Raw genomic sequence first — 23,573 nt, 5'->3', positions numbered from 1 at the left:
CCGTCGCCGAGGCTGCCCTGCGCGGGCCACTTCAAGTCGCAATCGCCACCGAATCCGCTTCCCGCCCAACGGAGTTGCTCACCACGGCCCGCCTGGCCGCTCCTGGCGGGTCGGTCGTCCTGGCCGCCGCCCCCAACGCCGTCCCGCTCCTGGCCGATCGCCCCCTGGTTCGCAACGCCGCCGCGGCCTACGTCTGCCGCGGTTCGGTGTGCGACCTCCCGGTCTCCACCCCGGACCAGCTCCGCACGGCACTCCAGCGGAACTAACAGCTTTGACGGCTACCCGGCCGGGTTGGTCGGCATCCGCCGCAGATGACCGCCGAAATCGGCAAGCGGTTCGAGCTTGCCGCCGAGCGCGGAAACATACGCTGCGATGGCGGCCACGGTCGTCATCTCGCCATGCTCGATCTGCGAGACCCGACCGGGGCTTACGCCCATGGCTTCCGCCGATCCTGCGTGCGTGAATTCAGACGCTTCCGCTCCTCGGCAAGTTCATGACCCACTGTTCAGCCATGATCGCACCGCGTCGCCGCGCGGCCTCATCCTCGCCGACCCGCATGCGGTAGGCGTCCCTATCCCACTTGCTGAAGTTGCTCATGTATCGCGTTCCCCCTCGGCTCTTTCCTTCAAGTAGATCTCATACAGTGCCACGGCTCGCGGAATGGCTTGCTGGTACCAAGCGCTCCACTGCCCTGTCCTGTCGCCGCCGATCAAGAGGATCGCCGACCGCCAGGGAAGACCGAGGGCGAATGGCAGTCCAGGATTCAAGATCGCGCTGATCGCAATCATTCTCGGAACAAGCTGCGCCTCTTACTGTCCGGAGATACCCCTTCTGTCCGGGCCGTGTCCGAGGACGTCCGCAGTCGGGGACCGCCATGTCCGCTCGGTTTTCGATGCCGACCGATCCCTGATTCGGAGCGAAGGTGCAGCCAACTCCCTGGTCAGTCATAGACATTCGACCCGAATCAGCGCCGATCGCGGCACCCGGACGGCTCGCCCGGTGCCGAGCGCAGCTGTCGACGCTGAACGGCTACTGGGGTTACCTGGGTGCCGTGGCAGGCAGCATCGTCACGCTGATCCTGTTGTTCCAGCCGTGGCTGACCGTGGCCGGTGCCGACGGCAAGGCCAGTGCCAACGCCTTCGGCCGGATCACCGCGACCACCTCCTACCTCAACATCTGGTCGTCATCGCAGGCACCGCCCGCGCGGATCAGCGGCGCCCCGGCGATACTCGCCGCCGCGGCGATCGTCGTCACCGTCTGCGTGGTGGCGGCGAATCTCCGGTATCGCACCGGGGTCCTGTCCCGGATAGCAACGCTTTCCACGGTTGCCGTCGCGGCTCTGGTGCTGCTCACCGTGCTCTACATCAACAGCAAAGCCCCTGAACTGCGGGCGCCGCTCGCGCGCACCTCGGACCTGGGTGGGCAAGCCGGAATGGTGATGAGCTGGGCTTTCGGCAACGGCAGTATCGTCGTACCGGGAATTCGGCAAGTCGCCTACGACACCGCCGGACTGACCCGCTGGCCCATGCTCGCCGGAGCCACCTCACTCGCTTCGGCCGTCACAGCGATCGCGCAATGGGTACATGACCACCCGCCCACCTCGATCCGCCTGCCGTGGCGCGTTGCCATCCACAGATCTGGAGCATCGGAGCAACCGGCCCGGCCACGGGAGTGCACAGCCAGATAATGGGCGTGGGATTCCTCTGTGTTGCGACTCATGACAGCGTCTGCGAGTTCCGGCGTCTGGGAGCGATCGCCCTCCGGTCGTCGGGCCGCTGATCGGGTCGTCTGCTTCCGATGACCGCCCGGCGACCGGCGACGTCTGCTCGCGCCGGGAGGCTGTGCTGCGCCATCGCGCAGCGAAGGCGCCGACCCGGCCGGTCTGGTGCGGCTATCGCGAGGTTGGGTGATCCATTTCAGTGTTGCGCGTCTGGATCGGATCGCACTACGGCGGTGCGCATTTCGACGACAGGATCGGCACCGGCCGGATTGCCGCTGTCAGGTCGATCGGCGCGGGTCGCGGTGGAGCCGGGCGATGGATCGGGGCCGTCCACGTCGGTCCAGCAGGCCGTCGGGTCTTTCATCCCGCGCAGCACGATGGTGTCGAAGAAGATCCATTTGGCGCGTTCGTGGTCCGCGGCGGCTCGGGTCACCGCTTCGCTCACCAGGATCCGCCGCGGCACGTCTTTTGCCGCGGCGGTGAGGCGGGCGGCCTCGTTGACCGCGTCGCCGATCACGGTGAACTCCAGCCGGGTGTCGGCGCCGACGTCGCCGGCGAAGACCCGGCCGCGCGCCACGCCGATGCCGATGTCGAGTTCGCCCGTGGCGAGCACCTCGTCACGGATGCGGCGCGCGGCGCGCAGTGCCGGAGTCGCATTGTCCCGCAGGGCGATCGGCGCTCCGAAGACGCACAGCGCCGCGTCGCCCTCGAACTTGTTGACCAGCCCGTTGTTCTCCTCGGTCGCCGCGACGACGATCGCGAGCAGCCGGTTGAGCTTGGCGACGAACTCCTGCGGCGGCAGCCCGGTGGACAGCTCCACCGACCCGGTCACGTCGACGAACAGCGCCGAGACCTCGCGCACGTCACCGGTGAGATCCACACCGCGCGCGAGCGCGCGCTCGGCCACCTCCGCGCCGACGTGCCTGCCGAATACCTCCCGCATCCGCTCCCGCTCGCGGAGGTTTCCGGCCAGTTCGTTGACCGAGTGTTCCAGCCTGCCGATCTCGCTGGTGCTGCCGACCGGCACCCGGACGTCCAGATCGCCCTGGGTGATCCGGTCCAGCGCCCGGCGCAGGGTGCGCATCGGCGCGGCCACGGCACGCGCGAGGAAGGCGGTGGCCAGGGCGCCGACACCGAGGCCGACGGCGGACAGGTAGATGGCGGTCCGGATTCGATCGGACGCGGCGGCGGCCGGGTCGGCGAGCACGACGATCAGCATGAGCAGTGGAAGCGCCGCCGCCACCGCCCAGGTCACCACCACCCGCACGAGAACCGAGGAACTCCAGTGCATCGTCCAGCCGAGGATCCCGGCGACCAGCGGGACGGTCGGCCGGATCAGCCGGTCCACGATCAGGAAGGTGACCGCCGCCGTCTCGAACGCGCCGATCGTGAACAGCGCCGTCGTCACGCCGGGGTCGTTCTGCGGACTCAGATGCGCGAAGATCGCCGTCGCGACGATCACCCCGGGAAGCCACAGCGCGAGCGCGCGCATACTGATCGTGATCGGCAGGCGCAGCAGACGCCGTGCCTCCGCCTCGGTGGGTCTTCGTCCGGCGTCGAGCCAGCCGAAATCCAGTTTGCGGTCGCGTACCGCGAGAACGATGCCGACTCCGAACCCCACCGCAGGATAGATGCCGACGAACGCCAGCGTTCGCAGCCAGTCCGTGCCGAGCCTGCCGAGGAATCCGTTCAGCCACAGCTGGATGACGATCACCGCGAGACCGCTGACGTTGGCGGTGGTGACCACCACAGCCAGCCCACCCCGCGCCTTGAGCGCCCACAGGACGAACTTCGAGATCATCGGGTTCGCAGCCCGGCTAGTCGTGGTCTCGCCGCCCAGCACTGCGCGATCCGCACCCCGCGCACCGACGTCCCCCGGGCGTCCATGGGTCGCGCGAGCCGGGAAGGCCCGGTACTACCGAGCGCCACCCCGGCGCGGGGCGGGCTCATCACGACTGCCCTCTCCGGCAGGGCGATGCCGCGGAAGACAGCGATGAGGAACACGAACGAGCAGCATAAGACCAGCGCGACCGGCATAGGCGGTTTCCCCGCGTTATTGCCGGAGAGGTCGCCGAATCCGGCCGCGACCACGACGGCGAGCACCGGCAGCTTCGCGGACCCGCTTCGCCTGCCAATATTGCCGTCCCATCGCGCCCCCGTTTCGTCCCGCCGATGTATCGGCTCAGCGCAGCACCACGAGCCACACTGCCGCGTAGTGGGTGAGCGCGGCGAGGACCGTGGCCGCATGGAAGAACTCGTGGTGTCCGAAGACGGTCGGCCACGGGTTCGGCCATTTGGTCGCGTAGAGAATGGCGCCGCCGCTGTAGAACAGGCCGCCGATCAGCAGCAGGATCAACGGCGCGATGCCGATCTGGCTGTTCAATTGCCCGGCCACCGGCACGATGGCCCAGCCGAGCAGCAGATACAGCGGAACGCCGACCCAGCGGGGCGCGGTCGGCCACAGCAGTTTCAGCGCTACTCCGGCCAGCGCACCCGCCCAGACCACGGTCAGCAACGTCTGCCCTGTGCGTCCGGGCAGGCCGAGCAGGGCGAACGGCGTATAGCTGCCCGCGATGAACAGGAAGATCATCGAGTGGTCGGCCCGCTTCATCCGGATGCGGGCGCGGGCGGTCGGCCAGGTCACCCGGTGGTATACCGCGCTGATGCCGAACAGTCCGCACACGGTGACCCCGTAGACCAGCGTCGACCACCCCGCAGTCGCCGAGACCGTGGCGGCCGTGGCGATGAGGATCACGGCCACGATCGCCGCGATGCCGACGGCCCAGGTGTGGATCCAGCCGCGCATGCGTGGTTTGACGAGCGCCTCTGCGAGCGCTTCGCCCGCCGTGGGGGAGCCTGCTGTGACCAGTGCCGCGTCGGCGGCGCCGACCGATTCGGACACGAGTACCTCCTAGTAGACGCAGCCGGACGAGTCCGTCCGTAGGCCCGCGCCGGGCCGAGTGAACGGCGAGCAGCCGTCCAACTGAACCCGCGGGTAACCTACGGAAGCGTAAGTTTGAGCTTCCGCCACTGTACCGGCGTATCGCGGTCGATGCCGAGATCGTGTCGCCGAGGCGTAGGGTTGCCCGCGTGGAACTTCCGAGTCAGGTGCGGGGTCTGCCGTATCGCATCTACGAGGCCCGGCTGTCCAGGCAGCTGGCCGGCAAACAGCATCCCCGGCACGTCGCGGTGATGTGTGACGGCAATCGCCGCTGGGCGCGGGAGAACGGTTTCACCGACGTCACGCACGGTCATCGGGTCGGCGCGCTGAAGATCGCCGAACTGGTCGGCTGGTGCGCGGCCGAGGGCATCGAGATGGTGACCGTCTACCTGCTGTCCACCGAGAACCTGCAGCGCGATCCGGACGAGCTGGAGACGCTGTTCGAGGTGATCACCGACGTGGTGGAGGAGCTGTCCGCGCCGGAGCAGAACTGGAGCGTGCGCATCGTCGGCACGCTCGACGGCTTCCCCGAGCTCATCGCCAAACGGCTGCGTACCGCGGCCGAGCGCACCGAGGGACGGAGTGGGGTGCACGTCAACGTCGCGGTCGGTTACGGCGGCAGGCAGGAGATCACCGACGCGGTGCGCTCGCTGGTCCGCCAGGAGATCGCCGCCGGGGAGACGGGCGAGGACCTGGTCCAGTCGATCACCGTGAACGCGATCGGCCAGCACCTCTACACCTCCGGTCAGCCGGACCCCGATCTGGTCATTCGAACCTCCGGCGAGCAGCGATTGTCCGGGTTCCTGCTCTGGCAGAGCGCATACTCGGAAATATGGTTCACCGAGGCGTACTGGCCGGAGTTCCGGCGGGTGGATTTCCTGCGGGCGCTGCGCGACTACGCCGCCCGTCATCGCCGCTTCGGCGTCTGAGCCCACCTCGGCGGGGCGGATCCATCGCCCTGCTCGCGCGTCGCGCGGTGTTATGAGGGAGCGCGAATTCATCGGCTATGGGGAGTTCGGAAGCCGTTTCGTGGAGTTCGCCGCCTCCGAAGACCGCATCTTGGGCGCGTTCGCTCAGCTGACCGGCAGTGCCTTCGATTTCGGCCCGATCGGCGTCGGCCCTGGGCGGTTGGCGAAAGTGACCGCGGAGGTCCAGCTCGGCAAGTCGCGGCTGCGCCGCCTCGGTGGCGAGCTGATCTCGTTCGAGCTGCTCATCCCGCTGGACCTCGATCTGCTGCTGGACTTGGCGGTCGATCGGCATCGGTTCCATGTCGAGGGGGCCGTTCACCTGCACCTGACGGTGCGCACCGCGACACCGTTGCGGGTGGTGATCGACATCGCCGAGCCGCGTCCGGTCGACGTGCGCGTCAATGTCGCCGCCGCAACCAGGCGCGGACAGGTGCTGCGCGTCCTCGCCAGCGTCGATCACGAGGTCAGGCGATTCGTCGCCCGCTATATCTCCGCGGAGATCCGCAGGCCGGACATTGCCGCGGCGTGCGATATCGACGTCGCCCGCCGCCTTGATGAAGCGTGGAAACTGTAAGCGAAATCACAATTTGCGCAGCCGTAGCCGATTGATGCTGTGGTCGGCATCCTTGCGCAACACCAGGGTCGCGCGCGGGCGGGTGGGCAGAATGTTCTCCACCAGATTCGGGCGGTTGGTGTTGTTCCAGATCTCCCTCGCCGCGGCGGTCGCCTGCTCGTCGGTGAATCCGGAGTAGTGGTGGAAATGCGCGTTGGGATCGGCGAACGCGGTGTTGCGCAGCGTGAGAAACCGCTGCACATACCAGTTTTCGATGTCCTCGATGCGCGCGTCGACGTAGATGGAGAAGTCGAACAGATCCGAGACCATCAGCCGCGGACCGGTCTGCAGCACGTTCAGGCCCTCCACGATCAAGATGTCGGGCTGCCGCACACAGTGCAGCTTTCCCGGCACGATGTCGTAGGAGATGTGCGAATACACCGGGGCGCAGACTTCCGCCGCACCGGATTTCACCTCGGTGACGAAGCGCAGCAGGCTGCGGCGGTCGTAGCTCTCGGGGAACCCCTTGCGGTGCATGATGCCGCGCCGGGTGAGTTCCGCCGTGGGATAGAGGAATCCGTCGGTGGTGACCAAGTCGACGCGGGGGTGGTGATCCCAGCGCGCCAGCAGGGCTTGGAGCACACGGGCGGTGGTCGACTTGCCGACCGCGACGCTGCCCGCGACGCCGATCACGAACGGCACCTGCTGATCCGGGTGGGTATCTCCGAGAAAGGTCGCGGTTGCGGCGAACAGGCGCTGGCGCGCGGCTACCTGCAGGTGGATGAGACGAGCGAGCGGGAGATAGACCTCCGCGACTTCCTCGAGATCAATCTGCTCCCCGAGGCCACGCAGGCCGACCAACTCTTCCTCGGTGAGTACCAGCGGAGTCGACTTACGCAGGGTTCGCCACTGTTTCCGGTCGAATTCCACGTAGGGACTCGGCTCGCTCATCCGTGCCACTTACCCGACGCTCCACTTCGGCAAACACGCACAGTTACCGCGCGGATCCGGTGAGATTCGGTCTAGCTGTCGCCGCATAGCCGAATTCTGCTCTGTGTCGCGATGACGTGACGAGTGGGGTCCACTAGCCCTCCTCGGTCAGGTCCGCGAGACCGACCTCGCCGCCTTCGCCAACGCGGACATCCCGTCCGAACAGGTGGGTCGAAGCGGTCCTCCCCGGCTCGGCCCGGGCGGGGCGGCACCATGCGAATGGAAGGCCGGACGAGCTCGTCGTAGTGTTCACCCATGCGTCTGAGCTTTTCCACGAAGCGACCGTGCAGCGGCTCGCTCGACGATTCGAGCGGGTTCTCGCCGCTGTCGCCGCTGATCAACGCGGGATCGCCGGTGCGGTCGGCAGCGTCGACGTCGCCGAACAGGATCGGGCGCTGACCGCGCCGGTCCGGCCCGCCGATTCGAGCGCGGCCGAGCAGGTCGGTGTCACGCTGCTGCCGGAGCTGCTGGACGGCGCGGTGGAGAGCAATCCGGATGGTGTCGCCGTGGTCTATGCGGACGCCGCGGCGCGGTTGGACGAGATGGAGTACGTCGATCTCGACGATCGGTCGACCCGGTTGGCTCGGCTGCTGATCGAGCGCGGCATCGGCCCGGAGGATCTGGTCGCGATCGGCATCCCGCGGTCGATCGACTCGGTGCTCGCGGTGTGGGCCATCGCCAAGACCGGCGCCGGATTCGTACCCGTCGACCCCAACTACCCGGCCGACCGGGTCGCGCACATGGTCTCGGATTCGCGCGCGGTGCTCGGGCTCACGATCGCCGAAGTGCGCGCTGACCTGCCCGAAGAGGTGGAGTGGCTGGTCATCGACACCGACGACGCCGACCGGCAGCTCGACGACTACTCGGCCGCGCCGATCACCGACGCGGATCGCACGCGGCCGTTGCGCGCCGAGCACCCGGCCTATGTCATCTACACCTCCGGTTCGACCGGCAAGCCCAAAGGCGTGGTCGTCACGCAGGCCGGGCTGTCGAGCTTCTGCGACGAGCAGCGCGAGCGCTACCGGCTGACGAGCACGTCACGGACCTTGCATTTCGCGTCGCCCTCGTTCGACGCGTCGGTTCTGGAACTGCTGCTGGCGGTGGGCGGCGCCGCGACCATGATCGTGGCGGCGCCGACCGTCTACGGTGGTGCCGAGCTCGCCGCGCTGCTGAGCCGGGAGCGGGTGACGCACGCGTTCATCACCCCCACGGCTCTGGCGTCGGTCGACCCGGCCGGACTGGACAAGCTCCGCGTCGTGATCGCCGGTGGCGAGGCGTGCCCGCCGGACCTGGTCGGGCGCTGGACGGTCCCGATCGCCGGGCGCCGCACCCGTGAGTTCTACAACGGGTACGGGCCGACCGAGACCACGATCATGACCAATATCAGCGCGCCGCTGGTGCCGGGGGAGACCGTCACCATCGGCGGGCCGATCCGCAACATCACCGAATACGTGCTGGACCCGCGGCTGAATCCGGTGCCGGACCTGGTCGTCGGCGAGCTGTACATCGCCGGGGCGCAGGTGGCACGCGGATATCATGAGCGACCGGGGTTGACGGCCGCCCGGTTCGTGGCGAACCCACTCGATCCGAGTGGAGCCCGCCTGTACCGGACCGGCGATCTGGTACGGCGCATCGACGGCCGGCTCGAGTATCTGGGCCGCAACGACTTCCAGGTCAAGATCCGCGGGTTCCGCATCGAACTCGGCGAGATCGACGCGGTGCTCGGCGCGCACGAGAGCGTCGACTTCGCGGTCACCATCGGGCACGAACTCGCCAGTGGCGCAACCATTCTCGTTTCTTACGTGCATGCCGCCGCGGGTGCGACCGCCCAGCCCGACGAGCTCGTCGCGTTCGCCGGACGCAGCCTGCCCGCGCACATGGTGCCCACCACCGTCATGGTGCTGGACGAGATCCCGCTGACCCCCGTCGGCAAACTGGACCGTGCCGCACTGCCCGCGCCGGTGTTGCAGGCGAGGGAGTACCGAGCGCCATCCGGGCCGCTGGAGGAGCTGGTCGCGGGCGCGTTCACCGAATTGCTGAACCCCGCGACGCCGGTCGGGTCCGACGACGACTTCTTCGAACTGGGCGGCAACTCGCTGATCGCCACCCGGGTCATCGCGCGGCTCGGGGCCGCCCTGGACATCCGCATCCCGGTGCGGTTGCTGTTCGAGGCGTCGACGGTGGCCGCACTCGCGGAACATCTGGGCGAGAATTCGGCCGGGACGGGCCGTCGGCCGTTGACCGCCGGTCCGCGCCCGGAGCGGATTCCATTGTCCTTGGCGCAGCAGGGCATGTGGTTCCTCAACCGCTTCGACACCGCATCGGTGGCCTACAACGTGCCGCTGGCGGTGCGGTTGACCGGCGCACTCGATACGGACGCGCTGCGGGCGGCGACCGAGGATCTGGTGGCTCGGCACGAGATCCTGCGCACGATCTATCCACACCAGGGTTCGGGGGACTCCCAGGAAACTCCCGTTCAGGTGATTCTGCCTGTGGCACAGGCGGTTCCGCAGTTCGAGATCCGGGCGATCGCCCCGGCCGACGTGGCGGACGCCGTCGTCGCCTTGGCGGGTACGGCTTTCGACCTCACCGCCGACGTGCCCCTCCGGGTGGTGCTCTTCGACCTGAGCGGCGCGAACCCAACAGCACCCGAATATGTGCTGGCGATGGTGGTGCACCACATCGCCGCTGACGGCTCGTCGATCGGCCCGCTGACTCGCGACCTGATGACCGCGTTCGCGGCTCGCTGTGCCGGTGCGGCCCCGGAATGGAGCCCGCTGCCGGTGCAGTACGCCGATTACAGCCTGTGGCAGCGGGAGCTGCTCGGCGCCGAAGAGGATCCGGAATCCTTGGCGGCCGAGCAGATCGCCTACTGGAAGCAGGCGTTGGCCGGGCTGCCGGATCAGCTCGACCTGCCGTCGGATCGGCCGCGTCCGCTGCTGCGCTCCTACACCGGAGGCGGGGTGGCGGTGCACATCGACGCCGAAACCCACCGTGCGCTGGTGGAGTTGGCCAGGGCCGAAGGCGCGACGCTGTTCATGGTCGTGCACACGGCGTTGGCGGTGCTCTTGGCCCGGTTGTCGGGCACCGACGACATCGCGATCGGTTCGCCGGTCGCCGGGCGGGGCGAAGCGGTCCTGGACGACCTGATCGGCATGTTCATCAACACCTTGGTGTTCCGCACCGGATACGACGCCGGGGAGACCTTCACCGACCTGCTCGGACGGCAGCGGACGACCGATATCCAGGCGTTCGCGAACGCGGACGTGCCGTTCGAGCGGCTGGTCGACGTACTGAAACCGGTCCGGTCGACGGCCCGGCATCCGCTGTACCAAGTGGCGCTGTCGTTCCAGAATCTGGAGCCGGTCACGCTGGATTTGCCGGACCTCACGGTCTCCAGCCTGGATATCGGCACCGAGGTATCGCAGTTCGACCTGCATTGGATGGTGGGCGACACCTACGACGCCGCGGGCACACCGACCGGGATCGGCGGTGTGGTCAGCTACGCAGCAGACATGTTCGACCACGACACCGTGCAAGGCTTCGTCGATCGGTTCGTGCGCCTGCTGTCCGCGATTGCTGCCGACCCCACGGCGGTGCTCGGTGATATCGAGCTGATCGATCCGGCCGAACGTGTGCAGTTGCTGTCCGACGCGGTCGACACGGCCCACCCGGTCTCGACGCATGACCTGCTGACCGGCTACCGCCGTTCGGTTGCCGCGACACCGGATGCGGTGGCCGTGGTGTACGACGGCACAGCCTGGACCTATCGGGAATTCGACGCGCGCGTCAACCGCCTGGCCCGGCATCTGATCGGGCAGGGAATCGGTCCGGAGTCCGTGGTCGCTCTCGCGATGCCGCGTTCGCCGGGATTGCTGGTCGCCATGTACGCGGTGCTGACGGCGGGAGGCGCGTACCTGCCCCTGGACCTCGATCATCCGGCGGGCCGGATCGCGTATGTGCTGGAAGTGGCCGAGCCCGTGTGCGTGCTCACGGAAAACGGTAATCCGGTAACGGCTCCTGGGGTTCCGGTCGTCGATGTCGACTCCCTCGAGCTGTCGGCGTACTCGGCGGATGCCGTCGCCGCGAGCGAGTTGCGTGCGCCGCTGCGCGCGGACCATCCGGCGTATGTGCTGTTCACGTCGGGGTCGACCGGCCGCCCCAAGGGTGTGATGGTGTCGCACGGCGCGATCACCAACCAGATCGAATGGATGGCCGCGCACTATGCGTTCGGGCCCGACGACGTCTACCTGCAGAAGACGGCGACCACGTTCGACGTGTCGCTGTGGGGATTCTTCGTTCCGCTGTGGGTGGGTGCGCGGCTGGTGCTCGCGGCACCGGGCGGCCAGCGCGATCCGGAGTACATCGCCGGCCTGATCGCCACCCACCAGGTGACGGTCACCGACTTCGTCCCCTCCGTGCTGCAAGTGTTCCTCGCCGCCGCAAGCGTGCAGCAATTGGCCTCGCTGCGTGCGGTTTTCGTGATCGGTGAGGCATTGCCGCCGAGCACCGTCGCGGACTTCGCCGCACTGTCGGGTGCCGGACTGCACAACCTGTACGGCCCTACCGAGGCGGCGGTATCGGTGACGTACTGGCCCGCGTCCACGAACGACCGGGCCACGGTGCCGATCGGTGTCGCGGAGTGGAATACGCGGACCTATGTGCTGGATTCCCGGCTGCGTCTCGTCCCGGCGGGCGTTGTCGGCGAATTGTATTTGGCGGGAGACCAGTTGGCGCGCGGCTACCTGCGGCGGGCGGACTTGACCGCGGATCGGTTCGTGGCCGACCCCTATGGGCCGCCGGGCGCCCGGATGTACCGGACCGGTGATCTGGTGCGCCGCCGTGGCGGCGTCCAACGCGCCTCCAGGCCTGACGCTACCGCCGGTGGCGTGCTGGAGTACTTGGGACGCAGCGACTTCCAGGCGAAGATCCGGGGTCACCGGATCGAGCTCGGGGAGATCGAGGCCGCGCTGCTGGCCGAGTCTTCCGTCGCCCAGGCGGTGGTCCTGGTGGCGGCATCGGAGAGCGGCGACCAGCTGGCCGCTTATGTGGTCCCGGCGGCGGCCGATCTCGCGGCCGACGCGCTGCGCGAGTCGCTGGCGCAAGTGCTGCCGTCCTACATGGTGCCGTCGGCCATCATGGTGCTCGACTCCTTCCCGATGAACGACAGCGGGAAGCTGAATCGTGGCGCGCTGCCCCGGCCGGTGTTCCGGGCCCGCGATTTCGTCGCCCCGGCGACTCCGACCGAGCGGGCGGTCGCCGAGGTGTTCGTCGACGTGCTCGCCATCGCCAGGGCCGGTGCCGAAGACGACTTCTTCGACCTCGGCGGCACGTCGCTGCTCGCGTTCACGTTGCAACGCGCGCTGACCGCGCGTCTCGGTGTCGACGTCCCGATGGCGGCGCTGTTCACCGCGCCCACCGTGCGCGGACTGGCTGCCCGCATCGACAACCTGGACGAGCCCGCGGCGGTGGTCCCCGCCGACGACTCCGCGACGATCGCCGCCGACGCGGTTCTCGAACCGGAGATCGATGGTGCCGGTGCCGCGCCCGCGCGCTCGGACACCGCGAGGGACGTGCTGCTCACCGGAGCGACCGGGTTCGTCGGCGCGCACCTGCTCCGGGAATTGCTGGCCGGCACCCGGGCACGGGTCTGGTGCCTGGTTCGCAGCGACGACGACGAGCGGGCACACAAGCGGATTCGCAACGCCCTGGAGAAGTACCGCATCTGGGACGACAGCTACGAAACCCGGATCGTTGCGCTCGCAGGCGATCTCGCGGCGCCCCGGTTCGGGCTCGACGAGTCCGGTTACGACCGGCTGGTGGAGCGGATCGACGTGATCTACCACAACGGTGCCCGGGTGAACCACATCGAGCCGTATCCGCGGCTGCGCGCCGCCAATGTGGCAGGCACTCGCGAGGTGTTGCGGCTGGCGACCACCAGCCGGATCAAACCGGTGCATTTCGTGTCCACCGTCAACGCGGTGATTCCGGCCGCTCCCGGACCGGATTTCCGCGGCCGCGAGGACGCGGTGCTGGACGTCGGCGAGGTGTCCCCGAACGGCTACGTGGCCAGTAAATGGGTTGCCGAGCAACTGGTCCGGCAGGCAGGCGCACGTGGTGTGCCGGTGAGTATCTACCGTCCCGGCATCGTCTGCGGCGATCCGCGGATCGGTGTGAACAGCGCCGATGACTCGTTCTGGAACATGATCCGCGCGGCCGCCATCCTCGGGCTCGCGCCCGAAACCGGTGACGCCGACACCGCACTGGTGCCGGTGAACTACGTGGTCGGCGCCATTGTGGCGCTGGCGGCCGAAGTCCCGAGCGGGTCGGCGTATCACCTGGTGAACACGCAGCGGGTGGCGATCCGCGACATCTTCCAATCCCTGCGCAGGCATGGGATCCCGGTAGAGATCGCGTCGGTCGAGCAGATCGCCACCAGGCTGGCCGAGGAAGCCGCGGCCCGCGACGCGGCCGGTGACGACTCGCTGGTGCGCGCGGCCCTGGTCAGTGGCAATTACGGCGGGGTTGCGGTCGCTGTCGACGACATCCAGACTCGTACCGAGCTCGCCGGACACGGAATCCATTGCCCGCCGATCGATACGGCTGCGCTGGACGCGTATGTCGAGTCCTTCATCGACTCGGGGTTCTTTCCCGTCCCCGGTGATGACGGCGCACGCTGAGTGATCAGCCACCCATTCGGAAGGAAAGCATGACCACACAAGCCGAGTCACGTCCCGCCGCCGCCTCGGGCACCTTCGCCCTCGGCGGCGACCTCCCGGTCCATCGCCTGGGCTACGGCGCGATGCAGATCACCGGTGAGGGCGTATGGGGCGACCCGAAGGATCCGGATGAGGCCGTGCGCGTCGTGCGCCGCGCCGTGGAACTCGGCGTCACCTTCATCGACACCGCGGATTCCTACGGTCCGTTCGTCAGCGAAACGCTGATCCGCAAGGCACTGCATCCGTACGCCGACGACGTGGTCATCGCGACCAAGGGCGGCCTGACCCGGCCCGGTCCCGGTGACTGGCGTCCCGTCGGCCGCCCCGAATACCTGCGCCAGCAGCTGGAACTGAGCCTGCGCCACCTCGGTCTGGAGCGCATTGATCTGTATCAATTGCACCGGATCGACCCGAAGGTGCCGCTCGCCGACCAACTCGGTGAACTGGCGCTGCTGCGCCAAGAGGGCAAGATCCGGCACATCGGCCTGTCCCAGGTGACCGTCGCCCAGCTCGAGCAGGCCCGCAAGATCGTCGATATCGTCTCGGTGCAGAACCTGTACAACCTGGCCAGCCGGGACTCGGAGGACCTGCTCGAGTACGCGGAGGCGAACGATATCGCCTTCATCCCGTGGTTCCCCATGGCCACCGGTGAGCTCGCCCGTCCGGGCGGTGTCCTGGACACCTTCGCGCGCGAGGACGCCAGCCCGTCCCAGCTCGCGCTCGCCTGGTTGCTGCGTCGCTCTCCGGTCCTGCTGCCCATCCCCGGCACCTCCAGCGTGGCGCATCTGGAGGAGAACATCGCGGCCGCAACCATCTCGCTCACCGACGCGGAATACGCCGCGCTGTCCGAGGTCAGCGCTCCCGCACCGCGGGCTCGCCGCTTCCGGCTGCCGAAACTGAGCCGCAACTGATCGCACAGCTCGCCCGGCGCGGACTTCGTCCTGGTTGCCCACGGCGACAGGCGATTTCGGCCGCCCGGCGATAGAGTGCGGCAAACCCGAGACCGACGAGAGCAGCAGGATGCGCGAATCACAGCTGGTGGCCAACGATGCCTCCTATTACTACTTCGTCGGCTCGGGGCGGGTCACCGACTGGCCGATGTGGTGGGTGTTCGACAGCGCGACCGGTACGCCGCCGGACGCCGCCGACATCGCCCGCCACCTCGGCGAACGCGCCGAAGTGCTGGAACCGCTGCGCCGCCGGATTCACGACGTGCCGGGCGGGCTCGGGCATCCGTTCTGGGGTGTCGACGACAGTCCGATAGACAGTCACGTCGTCATCCACGCGGCGGACCTGGACTGGGCGGGGTGTCTCGACCAGATGGGGAGCATTCTGCAGCGACCGCTCGATGCTCGGGTCAGCGCATGGCAACTGCACGTATTTCCCAGCGTGTCCGGCATACCGACGCTGAACGGCGTGGGCACCGTGGTGATGATGCATGTCAGTCACGCGCTCATGGCGGGCCCGGCGATGACGTCGCTGTCGGAAGCGTTGTTCGCGCCGGCGCCCGCGCCGGTGCGAATCGAGGCGCAAGGGCCCGCAGCGAAGCGTCTTGGCCTGCGTCTCGGACTCGCCGCCGTGGAAGGCGCGTTGCGGTGGCCGTTCCAGGTGCTGCGTTTCAACGCGCGGGTCGGGGCCGAGAACCGGCGCATCGCCCGAGACGGCGACGACACCGGGCCGAGCACGCCACCGCGCAGCCGGACGGTGCTCAACCAGCGGATCGGTCCGGGACGCGTCATGCGGACATTCCCGTTGGAGCTGCGGGACGTTCGGGCATCCGGGATCACCGTGACGTCCGTCGGCCTGACCGCGATCTCGCGCGCCATGCAGCGCTATCTCGAAAAGCAGGACGCCTGCCCGGACGATCTCGCGGCCTTCGTGACCATCGCGGTGCCCGATGCGCCGGTGATGGGTGTCAATCACGTGGGCGCCGACGTGGTTGATCTGTTCCCGGGAGAACTCGATCTCGCCGGCCGGGCGCGGGCGGTCGACACCACGCTACGGGTACGTCGCCATTCGGCGTCGAGCCGCCGCGAACTCACTCGACTGGAGTTGGTCGACCTGCTCCCGAGCCGCGTGTACCGGGCCAGGTTCGGCACGCTCCCGCCCGCTGACACGCCCGCCGTCGCGCATACGATCCTGACCAGCATCAAGTGCGAGCCGACTGCGGAATGGGCCTTGCTGGGCAAGCCATTTCGCTTCGCGGGCATGCTGCCGCCGGTGTACCCGGACATCGGCCTGGCGCACTCGTTCGTCGGCGCGGGCGACAGCTTCACCGTGTCCGTGGTGTGTGATCCGCAGATCGTCCCCGACTTGGACGATTACAGCGACATGCTGCGGGAATCGTTCCACGAGGTCGCCGCCGCACTCGGCGTCTCGGACTGACGATCGGGCGGTCCTGCACAGTGTGCACTGGTCGGCCGACCGGTCGGACTGCGGGCGCCGTGGCGGCCGCGTTCATGCTGTAGCAGCATGAGCCGAGGTCGTCCGAGAGGACGGCGTTCTACCAACCCGCACCGGCCGGGAGGTGCGCGGTAGTGTCGGCTGGCATGGAGCTCGTCACCGAATACCTGCGGCTCGGCCTCGCCTTCGATCGGCTCGAGGAAGGGTTCGTCGACGCCTACACCGGCGATCCCGCGCTGCGCCGCGAAGTGCAGAACGCACCGGCGCCGCAGCCAGGCGAGCTCGCCCGCCGCGCCGCCGAGTTGCGTGCCGCGGTACCGGATGCCGGGTTGTCGCCGCAGCGCGCGGAATTCCTCGACGTGCATCTGCGCGCGCTGGAATGCTCCGGCCGCAAGTTCGCCGGAGACGAGATCGGGTTCGTCGAGGAGGTCCGGGCCTACTTCGACGTCGACATCGCCCCCGGCGACGTGGCCGACTACCGCGACGCGCACCGGCAGATGGACGAGGTGCTGGCGGGGGACGGCCCCTTGGCCGAACGAATGGCCGCGCATCGCAAGGCCGACGAGATCCCACCGGAGCGCCTGTCGGCCTGCGTGGAGGCGTTTTCCAGCGCATTGCGCGAGCTGGTCCGCGCCCGTTACCCGCTGCCCGACCACGAGCACGTGACCTATGAGGTGGTCGGGGACAAGCCCTGGTCCGGATTCAACTACTACCTGGGCAATTACCACTCACGGGTCGCGATCAACTCCGACCTCAAACAGCACAGGGCACACCTGCCGCAGCTGATCGCGCACGAGTCGTATCCGGGGCACCACACCGAGCACTGCCGCAAGGAGGCCGGGCTGGTCGCCGACGGGCAGGCCGAGCAGACGCTGTTCCTGGTGAACACGCCGCAGTGCCTGATGGCGGAAGGCCTGGCCGACCTGGCGCTGCGCTCCATCGTCGGGCCGGGCTGGGGGAAGTGGGCGCAGGAGATCTACGCCGACCTCGGCTTGCGCTTCGACGGCGAACGGGCCGAACGGCTTTCGAACGCCTCGGCCAAGCTGCTCGGTGTCCGGCAGGACGCCGCGCTCCTGCTGCACGACCGGGGGCGCACGCACGACGAGGTGGCCGAGTTCTTGCAGACCTGGAGTCTGGTGACGCCGGACCGGGCGCGGCAGTCGCTGCGGTTCCTGTCCTCGTCGCTGTGGCGGGCCTACATCTCCACCTACGTGGAGGGATATCGACTGCTGGGCGGCTGGCTGGATCGCGCGATCGACGCCGACGACCGGGCCGACCGGTTCCGCAGGCTGCTGGATGAACCGCTCACGCCGGGCGCGGTGCGCGCCGCGGCCTGAACGAGCGATGTGGCTTGTGGCACCGCTTGGGCCACAAGCCGTTTCGGAGTTACTGGATTACGGAACAGTCCTGTCCGCCTGCCGAAATGCTGCACAGCAGTAGCGAAAGGGTGCGCAGCAGCGCCTCGAGGGGAGAGTTGGGCACCGAAACCAAGCCGACCATGGTCGTTCCTCCACTGGGGTCCTGAATAGCTGTCACCAGGGAAACCGTTCGGGTCGCCGCTACTCGTTACTGTTCGTCGTGCCCCATGAATTGGCGCCCCCGATCTCGGGGGCACCCATCATCTCGGTGTTCGCGGCTCAGGCGTCGGCGAACGTGACACGCACCGAGATCGCTTCGCTTTCCAGCGCTTTCATGGTCCGCACCGCGAGTGACTCCGGAATCCAACCCTTCGCGAAGCTGCGCGCGCGGGCAGTCACGTCGTCGTTCGGGACGAACGCGGCGGTGCCGCTGTACCAGTGTTTCCCTTGCCGCAGCCGCACACGCGGGTCGGCGGCGATATTGCGGGCCCAACCCGAGCGATGGCCGTGTTGCGAGATCAGCCAAGCGCCCTCGCCATCGATCGTGACGGTGACCGGGACCCGGCGGGCACGGCCGGACTTGGCGCCGGTGGTCTCCAGTTCGGCGATCAGCGAGGAGCGGATGCCGAGACGATCCAGCAGAGCGACGGTCGGATTGGCCAGGTACCGGCCGGACAGGCGTAGGCGGCGGAACTTCCGTCGCGCGGCGCGGGGGGTGCGTTCGGGCATCGTGATTCTCCTCGGGTCAGCGGTCACTGCGGAAGATGACGCAGGTGGTGGTGGCGTGCGCGACCAAGCGGCCCTTCTCGTCGACCACCCGTCCCTCGGCGGTCGCGGTGCTGCGGCCGACGTGGATGGTGGTGCCGGTGGCGGTGAGCCGCTGTCCGTCGGTGGGGACCGAACGGATGTAGTTGATCTTCAGTTCGAGCGTGCTGTAGCCGACGCCCGCTTCCAGCGTGCTGTGCACCGCGCACCCCATCACCGAGTCCAGGAGAGTGGCGCAGATGCCGCCGTGCGTGCTGCCGAGCGGGTTGGCGAAGTCGGGCCGGGTGCGCAGTGCGAAGACCACCTTGCCGTGTTCGAGTTCGTCGACCTCCATGCCGAGCAGGTCACCGATGAACGGCGGGCGATCCGCCCTGGTCATCCCGACCCGAAGGAGTTCGAGACCGGACAGCTGGGTCGGGTCGACCGTGACTTCGGACATCAATCCCACTCCTTCCGGTGAACCGATCGGTCCACATCTGTCATGATTGCAACATGGACCGATCGGTTCACGCAACCGTGAGCAAGGAATCCGCATGACCGCCGCCGGGCCGCGCGCCAGGCTGATCGAAAGTGCCATCGAGCTGGTTCGCGAACAGGGCGTGCACGCCGCGGGCCTTGCGGCTCTACTGGAGCGGAGCAATGCCTCTCGCAACTCCCTCTACCAGCACTTTCCTTCCGGAAAGAGCGAGCTGGTCGAGGTGGCGACCCGCGTGGCGGGCGACCGGATCGGCGCGGTGATCGACAAGATCACGGCGGCGCCGCCGCGGCGCTGGTCCGGATTGCTGCTCGGTTGGTGGGTCACCGCGCTGCAGAAGACCGAATACTGCGCCGGGTGCCCGGTCGTCGGCGCGGCCCTTGCCGAGTCCGAGCCCCGTGTGCAGGCCGCCGCGGGCGCGGTCTTCGCCGACTGGCACGAGCGACTGGGCACGGCGCTGACCGCGGCGGGCCTGTCCGCGGAGGACGCACGGTCGTTGAGCAGTTTCGTGTTCAGTGCGATGGAAGGCGCCATCGTGCAGGCGCGGGCGATGAAATCCACCCAGCCACTGGAAGACGCGCAGCGACATCTCACGGCACTGCTGGAGAACTACCTGCCCGAAGACGGCGAATCGCCCTGAGGGCACGCCGCGCTGGAGACGCGGCGCCGCGCTTCGCGGCTGGGGCGCACCGCCGCCCGTGGTGTTCGTTGTCGCCGCGGTGCCGCCCGTCGCGTCGTTCGCCTTTGGCTCATCTGCCGGGCGGCTCTCGTTCGTAGCCGCGACCGGCGTGTCGCACGTCACGACTGGACGGCCGGGCGGACCTCGCGCGACCGGGAGGGGTGAACCCCCTGCTCGAGATCCCGGCCCCGGGCCCATAGACTGAGTCCGTGACGCAGACGACCGCCTCTGTCAATTCCCAGTCTCTCGGTGAGCTCGATCCGGAGCTCGCTGCCGCGATGGCAGGCGAGCTCGCCCGCGAACGCGACACCCTGGAGATGATCGCCTCCGAGAACTTCGTGCCGCGCGCGGTGCTGCAGGCGCAGGGCAGCGTGCTCACCAACAAGTACGCCGAGGGCTACCCGGGCAGGCGCTACTACGGCGGCTGCGAGCACGTCGACGTGGTGGAGACCTTGGCGCGCGACCGCGCCAAGGAACTGTTCGGCGCCGAATTCGCCAATGTGCAGCCGCATTCCGGCGCGCAGGCGAACGCCGCGGTGCTTATGGCGCTGATGGACCCGGGCGACAAGCTGCTCGGCCTCGACCTCGCGCACGGTGGCCACCTCACCCACGGCATGCGCCTGAACTTCTCCGGCAAGCTGTACGAGGTGCACTCCTACGGGGTGAGCAAGGAAGATCACCGCGTCGACATGGACCAGGTGCGCGACACCGCCCTGCAGGCGCGTCCGAAGGTGATCGTGGCCGGCTGGTCGGCCTACCCGCGCCACCAGGATTTCGCGGCCTTCCGCTCGATCGCGGATGAGGTGGGTGCCTACCTGTGGGTGGACATGGCGCACTTCGCCGGCCTGGTCGCCGCCGGGCTGCACCCCTCGCCGGTGCCCTACGCCGACGTGGTGTCCTCGACCGTGCACAAGACGCTCGGCGGCCCGCGCTCCGGCCTGATCCTGGCCAAGCAGGAGTACGCCAAGAAGCTGAACAGCTCGGTCTTCCCCGGCCAGCAGGGCGGGCCGCTCATGCACGCCATCGCCGCCAAGGCCGTCGCCTTCAAGATCGCCGGGACGGAGGAGTTCCGCGACCGTCAGGAGCGCACCCTGTCGGGCGCGAAGATCCTCGCCGAGCGCCTGACCGCCGCCGACGTCAAGGACAAGGGCATCAGCGTGCTCACCGGCGGCACCGACGTGCACCTGGTGCTGGTCGACCTGCGCAACTCCGAACTCGACGGTCAGCAGGGCGAAGACCTGCTGCACGAGATCGGTATCACGGTGAACCGCAACGCCGTTCCGTTCGATCCGCGTCCGCCGATGGTCACCTCGGGCCTGCGCATCGGCACCGCGGCCCTGGCCACCCGCGGCTTCGGCGACACCGAGTTCGCCGAGGTCGCCGACGTCATCGCCAGCGCACTGGCCGGTACCGCGGACCTGGATTCGCTGCGGGCCCGGGTGAGCAAGCTGGCCAAGGACGTCCCGCTGTACGACGGTCTGGAGGACTGGCGCCTGCTCGGCTGACCGGACTTCGCTTCGCACATCCGGTGGTCGCGTACGTGCCGTCGCACGTGCGCGACCGCCGCCGTTTCGGCGGGGCGTCCGCCAGGTGATAGTCAGGAACCCGGCAGTTCGACGCCTTTGGCGGCGGCGAGTTCGGTCAGTTTCCGCATTTCGTCGATCCCGACCGCGACATAGACGCGCAGCAGGCCGTCATCGTCGCGGCGCAGCAGGTACTCGTAGTCGCTGTCGGTGAGCAATTCGCCCGCCTGATCGAAGAAGTGCCAGCGGACGCGCAACCGTGTGATGCGCTCGGTGAGCTCGACCTGTCCCAGCAAGGTGTGGTCGACCGACGCGAGCCCCAATGCTCGATAGAAGGGATAGGACTGCCGCAGTCCCTGGACCATATCCGCGCGAGAGGACAGCGAGCCGACGAATCCGTCGCTCACGATCGTGCCCGGCATGCCCCACAGCGTGGCCGAGCGTTCGGCGTCGAACGAGCTCAACGCCTGCTGATACTCGTCCAGAAATGCTTCGATTTCGTCCCGAGTTCGCATAGCCCCAAACTACGAGCCCGCGCGCCGCTGCGAAACTATTGGTTCATGCGTGCTTTGGCGCGCACAATCGCCTCGTCCAGGTAGCGGGCGATATCCCCGCTGGTACCGGGGCGGATCATCAGCGCGCGATTGGCCGGGACTTCGCAATAGCGGCCGTCGGGCGTGTCGATCCAGCGCAGGCGGCCGGTACGCAGCGGTTCCGCGTTGCGCGGACCCAGCAGCACGACGGCGGTGCCACGCGTGGTGCACGACTGGCGCCAGAACCGCCGGTAGCGTTCCTTGACCTGGCTGGCGGGCGCGCTACCGGTCAGATCGGGGCGATCGTCGTTGAGATCGTCGAGCAGAAAGCTTTTCTCCCCCGTGGTCCCGGCCGGGGTGTCCGGCAGCAGGCGCACCAATTCGGTGGCGAGCTGGTCGGTTCGACAGCGGCGCAACCGGACTCGGCCGCCGTCCGGACCGGGGGCTTGCTCGGCGAGCACACCCGAGCCGGTGCGGGTGCCGCACGCGACCGCGCGCAGCTCGATGGCGTCGCGGGTGTTGTCGTAGCCGACCAACTCGATGCGCCAATCCGGTTTGGCCAGCGTGGTGATCGCGGTGCGCAGCGGCAGCCGGTCGTCACGTCCCAGCTCGGCGCGGAACTGCTGCTGATACGCCTGGTACTCGTGCAGGCCGGGAAAGCGGCTGGTGAACCGGAACGGGAATGGCATACGGTCCAGGCCGGTGCCGAACCATGCCGCGGCGAACTGCTCGGCCGACAGCGTCCACCGCGCCATCATTGTTCTCCGAACACCGGCGGGACGGTGGGCTTCACCTCGCCGAGCAACTCTTTCGCGTGCTCTTCGGTCCGCAGGTAATTCGGCGATTTGTGCTCGTCGTCGTCCGCTCGGCGGCCGCGCATCCCGGGCGGGATCATGCCCGAGTACCCCGAGACGCCGGGCGCTCCGGGGCGTCCCGGCACGGCGGATGGTGCCGTCGAAGCCGCGGGCGCAGTGGGCGGCGCGGCGCGGGAGGTACCTGGTCGCTGTTGGTTGTCGCTGTCCCCGGTGACGCTCGGCCGACCGAGCGGACTGGGCGTGCCCGGCCTGCGCGGCGTGGCGTCCTGTGAGGTCGGAGTGACGGTGGCGGGCGTCGTCGGCAGTGGCGTGGCGGGCGCGATCGCGGTGCCGAGGCCGGATGCCGGAGACCTTGTGGTGGACGCCGCCGTGGTCGACGTCGCGATGTCCTGGTTCTGGGAAACCGTCTGGGCAGCAACGGTTTCCGGCACCTCGGAGGTCGGCTGCGCCTGATCGTCCGGGTTCGTTTCCGTGTCGGCGCCGACCGTGGCGGCGCTGTCCTCGGAAGGGGGCGTGTCCTCCGAGGAGGCGGTGTCGCTGGTGCCGGTACCGTTCGACAGAGCCTGCGAGCTGGCGCTCGTACCCGGCTCCGTGCTGTTTCCGGCCGCGATGCCCGATGACGCGGCGGTGGGCCCGTTGGGTGGCGGAAGGGTGGGGATGCCCGGTGCGGTGGTCCCGTACGGCTGGATGTACTGGGTGTTCATTTCGTCGCGGGCTTGTTCTTCCCGTGAGTTGCGCTGCTGTGGATCGGCCGGATTACCGGAGGTGTCCAGCACGTCGGGCACCGATGCCTTGAACTTCGCCGCCGCGTTCGCCGCCGCCGACAGCGGCCCGTTCTGGGCGCCCAATGCCTCGCCGAATTCCCCGACCCGCGCCGCGTAGTCCCGCACGGCGCGGACCGCGCTCTCCGCCGCCGCGCCCTCCCAATGCTGTTCCACCGCCTTCTTGATCGCGGTTTCGAACTCCTGGCCAGCATTCGTCACCGCCGCCGCGATACCCGCCCACGCGTCGAACGCACCGCCGAGCTCGGCCGGGTTCATCCCGTCGGCCGCCTGTTTGATCTCGGCGTGCGAGAAACTGTGCGCGTTCTCCGGATTGGTGATCGCTCGGCCATCGGTCTGTCTCATGATC

At 68.5% G+C, this 23,573-nt stretch carries 18 protein-coding genes and 1 pseudogene; 10 read left to right on the top strand and 9 right to left on the bottom strand.

Annotation, left to right across the window (positions count from 1 at the left end; all coding sequences use genetic code 11):
- Both NA4_RS41525 and NA4_RS23585 read left to right on the top strand, forming a co-directional pair.
- Window positions 1–266 (top strand): annotated as a pseudogene (locus NA4_RS41525) (hypothetical protein); the annotation flags it as partial.
- Between the two features lie 785 nt (window positions 267–1,051).
- Complete coding sequence (locus NA4_RS23585; protein ID WP_067473982.1) at window positions 1,052–1,687, top strand: hypothetical protein; 636 nt, start codon at window positions 1,052–1,054, stop codon at window positions 1,685–1,687.
- A gap of 229 nt (window positions 1,688–1,916) precedes the next feature.
- Here the strand turns inward: NA4_RS23585 and NA4_RS23580 are convergent, their stop codons facing one another.
- Window positions 1,917–3,521, bottom strand: a complete 1,605-nt coding sequence (locus NA4_RS23580) for an adenylate/guanylate cyclase domain-containing protein (protein ID WP_067473979.1) — start codon at window positions 3,519–3,521, stop codon at window positions 1,917–1,919.
- Window positions 3,522–3,902: 381 nt separating this feature from the next.
- Window positions 3,903–4,589 (bottom strand): PAQR family membrane homeostasis protein TrhA, encoded by a 687-nt coding sequence (trhA, locus tag NA4_RS23570; RefSeq protein WP_373862821.1) that lies wholly within the window; start codon window positions 4,587–4,589, stop codon window positions 3,903–3,905.
- Window positions 4,590–4,810: 221 nt separating this feature from the next.
- Here trhA and NA4_RS23565 point away from each other — a divergent pair, with 221 nt between their 5' ends.
- A complete protein-coding gene (locus tag NA4_RS23565; RefSeq protein ID WP_067473973.1) occupies window positions 4,811–5,590 on the top strand; it encodes an isoprenyl transferase in 780 nt (259 codons plus the stop codon).
- Between the two features lie 52 nt (window positions 5,591–5,642).
- Window positions 5,643–6,203 carry a hypothetical protein gene (locus NA4_RS23560; RefSeq protein WP_067473970.1) on the top strand — a complete coding sequence of 187 codons (561 nt, stop codon included), beginning with the start codon at window positions 5,643–5,645 and terminating at the stop codon, window positions 6,201–6,203.
- Between the two features lie 6 nt (window positions 6,204–6,209).
- On the opposite strand, the gene coaA is transcribed toward NA4_RS23560, so the two are convergent.
- Window positions 6,210–7,142, bottom strand: a complete 933-nt coding sequence (gene coaA, locus NA4_RS23555) for a type I pantothenate kinase (protein WP_067473967.1) — start codon at window positions 7,140–7,142, stop codon at window positions 6,210–6,212.
- Between the two features lie 425 nt (window positions 7,143–7,567).
- On the opposite strand from coaA, the gene NA4_RS23550 reads away from it, so the two are divergent.
- The 4 genes from NA4_RS23550 (at window position 7,568) to NA4_RS23535 (ending at window position 17,631) form a co-directional block, all read left to right on the top strand.
- On the top strand, window positions 7,568–13,852 hold the full coding sequence (locus tag NA4_RS23550) for a non-ribosomal peptide synthetase (RefSeq protein ID WP_373862820.1): 6,285 nt from the start codon (window positions 7,568–7,570) through the stop codon (window positions 13,850–13,852).
- Window positions 13,853–13,881: 29 nt separating this feature from the next.
- The gene (locus NA4_RS23545; RefSeq protein WP_067473961.1) at window positions 13,882–14,802 is read left to right on the top strand and encodes an aldo/keto reductase; all 921 of its coding nucleotides are present in this window, start codon (window positions 13,882–13,884) and stop codon (window positions 14,800–14,802) included.
- 109 nt (window positions 14,803–14,911) lie between these two features.
- A complete protein-coding gene (locus tag NA4_RS23540; protein WP_067473958.1) occupies window positions 14,912–16,276 on the top strand; it encodes a wax ester/triacylglycerol synthase domain-containing protein in 1,365 nt (454 codons plus the stop codon).
- A 164-nt stretch (window positions 16,277–16,440) separates the two neighbouring features.
- Window positions 16,441–17,631, top strand: a complete 1,191-nt coding sequence (locus NA4_RS23535; protein WP_067473955.1) for a DUF885 domain-containing protein — start codon at window positions 16,441–16,443, stop codon at window positions 17,629–17,631.
- 49 nt (window positions 17,632–17,680) lie between these two features.
- Here the strand turns inward: NA4_RS23535 and NA4_RS40675 are convergent, their stop codons facing one another.
- The 3 genes from NA4_RS40675 to NA4_RS23525 all read right to left on the bottom strand — a co-directional run bounded on the left by NA4_RS40675 (window position 17,681) and on the right by NA4_RS23525 (window position 18,856).
- Window positions 17,681–17,830, bottom strand: a complete 150-nt coding sequence (locus tag NA4_RS40675; RefSeq protein ID WP_157129250.1) for a hypothetical protein — start codon at window positions 17,828–17,830, stop codon at window positions 17,681–17,683.
- Between the two features lie 101 nt (window positions 17,831–17,931).
- Window positions 17,932–18,381: a nitroreductase family deazaflavin-dependent oxidoreductase gene (locus tag NA4_RS23530; RefSeq protein WP_067473952.1), complete on the bottom strand. Its 450-nt coding sequence runs from the start codon at window positions 18,379–18,381 to the stop codon at window positions 17,932–17,934.
- A gap of 16 nt (window positions 18,382–18,397) precedes the next feature.
- Entirely contained in the window at window positions 18,398–18,856 is a 459-nt protein-coding gene (locus NA4_RS23525; protein ID WP_067473997.1) for a PaaI family thioesterase, read from the bottom strand.
- Window positions 18,857–18,950: 94 nt separating this feature from the next.
- On the opposite strand from NA4_RS23525, the gene NA4_RS23520 reads away from it, so the two are divergent.
- Entirely contained in the window at window positions 18,951–19,532 is a 582-nt protein-coding gene (locus NA4_RS23520; protein WP_067473949.1) for a TetR/AcrR family transcriptional regulator, read from the top strand.
- A gap of 248 nt (window positions 19,533–19,780) precedes the next feature.
- The gene (glyA, locus tag NA4_RS23515) at window positions 19,781–21,076 is read left to right on the top strand and encodes a serine hydroxymethyltransferase (protein WP_067473944.1); all 1,296 of its coding nucleotides are present in this window, start codon (window positions 19,781–19,783) and stop codon (window positions 21,074–21,076) included.
- A 92-nt stretch (window positions 21,077–21,168) separates the two neighbouring features.
- Here the strand turns inward: glyA and NA4_RS23510 are convergent, their stop codons facing one another.
- The 3 genes from NA4_RS23510 to NA4_RS23500 are packed head-to-tail and all read right to left on the bottom strand — an operon-like array spanning window position 21,169 to window position 23,569.
- On the bottom strand, window positions 21,169–21,609 hold the full coding sequence (locus tag NA4_RS23510) for a DUF6841 family protein (RefSeq protein ID WP_067473941.1): 441 nt from the start codon (window positions 21,607–21,609) through the stop codon (window positions 21,169–21,171).
- A gap of 35 nt (window positions 21,610–21,644) precedes the next feature.
- Entirely contained in the window at window positions 21,645–22,385 is a 741-nt protein-coding gene (locus NA4_RS23505; protein ID WP_084497379.1) for an ESX secretion-associated protein EspG, read from the bottom strand.
- Window positions 22,382–23,569, bottom strand: coding sequence for a PPE domain-containing protein (locus tag NA4_RS23500; protein ID WP_067473934.1), 1,188 nt, complete (start codon window positions 23,567–23,569; stop codon window positions 22,382–22,384). The genes NA4_RS23505 and NA4_RS23500 overlap by 4 nt, the downstream gene beginning before the upstream one ends.
- Between the last annotated feature and the right edge of the window lie 4 nt (window positions 23,570–23,573).

It is taken from the genome of Nocardia amamiensis NBRC 102102, assembly GCF_001612745.1.
Taxonomy (GTDB): Bacteria; Actinomycetota; Actinomycetes; order Mycobacteriales; family Mycobacteriaceae; genus Nocardia; species Nocardia amamiensis.
This window is presented reverse-complemented; position numbering and strand designations above follow the sequence as displayed.

Bases quoted from the DNA above. Each gene is read 5' to 3' on its own strand.
- NA4_RS23505 (WP_084497379.1), bottom strand. From the start codon at position 22,385: ATGATGGCGCGGTGGACGCTGTCGGCCGAGCAGTTCGCCGCGGCATGG.
- NA4_RS23520 (WP_067473949.1), top strand. From the start codon at position 18,951: ATGACCGCCGCCGGGCCGCGCGCCAGGCTGATCGAAAGTGCCATCGAG.
- NA4_RS23535 (WP_067473955.1), top strand. From the start codon at position 16,441: ATGGAGCTCGTCACCGAATACCTGCGGCTCGGCCTCGCCTTCGATCGG.
- NA4_RS23530 (WP_067473952.1), bottom strand. From the start codon at position 18,381: ATGCCCGAACGCACCCCCCGCGCCGCGCGACGGAAGTTCCGCCGCCTA.
- NA4_RS23500 (WP_067473934.1), bottom strand. From the start codon at position 23,569: ATGAGACAGACCGATGGCCGAGCGATCACCAATCCGGAGAACGCGCAC.
- NA4_RS23510 (WP_067473941.1), bottom strand. From the start codon at position 21,609: ATGCGAACTCGGGACGAAATCGAAGCATTTCTGGACGAGTATCAGCAG.
- NA4_RS23580 (WP_067473979.1), bottom strand. From the start codon at position 3,521: ATGATCTCGAAGTTCGTCCTGTGGGCGCTCAAGGCGCGGGGTGGGCTG.
- NA4_RS23540 (WP_067473958.1), top strand. From the start codon at position 14,912: ATGCGCGAATCACAGCTGGTGGCCAACGATGCCTCCTATTACTACTTC.
- NA4_RS23525 (WP_067473997.1), bottom strand. From the start codon at position 18,856: ATGTCCGAAGTCACGGTCGACCCGACCCAGCTGTCCGGTCTCGAACTC.
- NA4_RS23545 (WP_067473961.1), top strand. From the start codon at position 13,882: ATGACCACACAAGCCGAGTCACGTCCCGCCGCCGCCTCGGGCACCTTC.
- NA4_RS23560 (WP_067473970.1), top strand. From the start codon at position 5,643: ATGAGGGAGCGCGAATTCATCGGCTATGGGGAGTTCGGAAGCCGTTTC.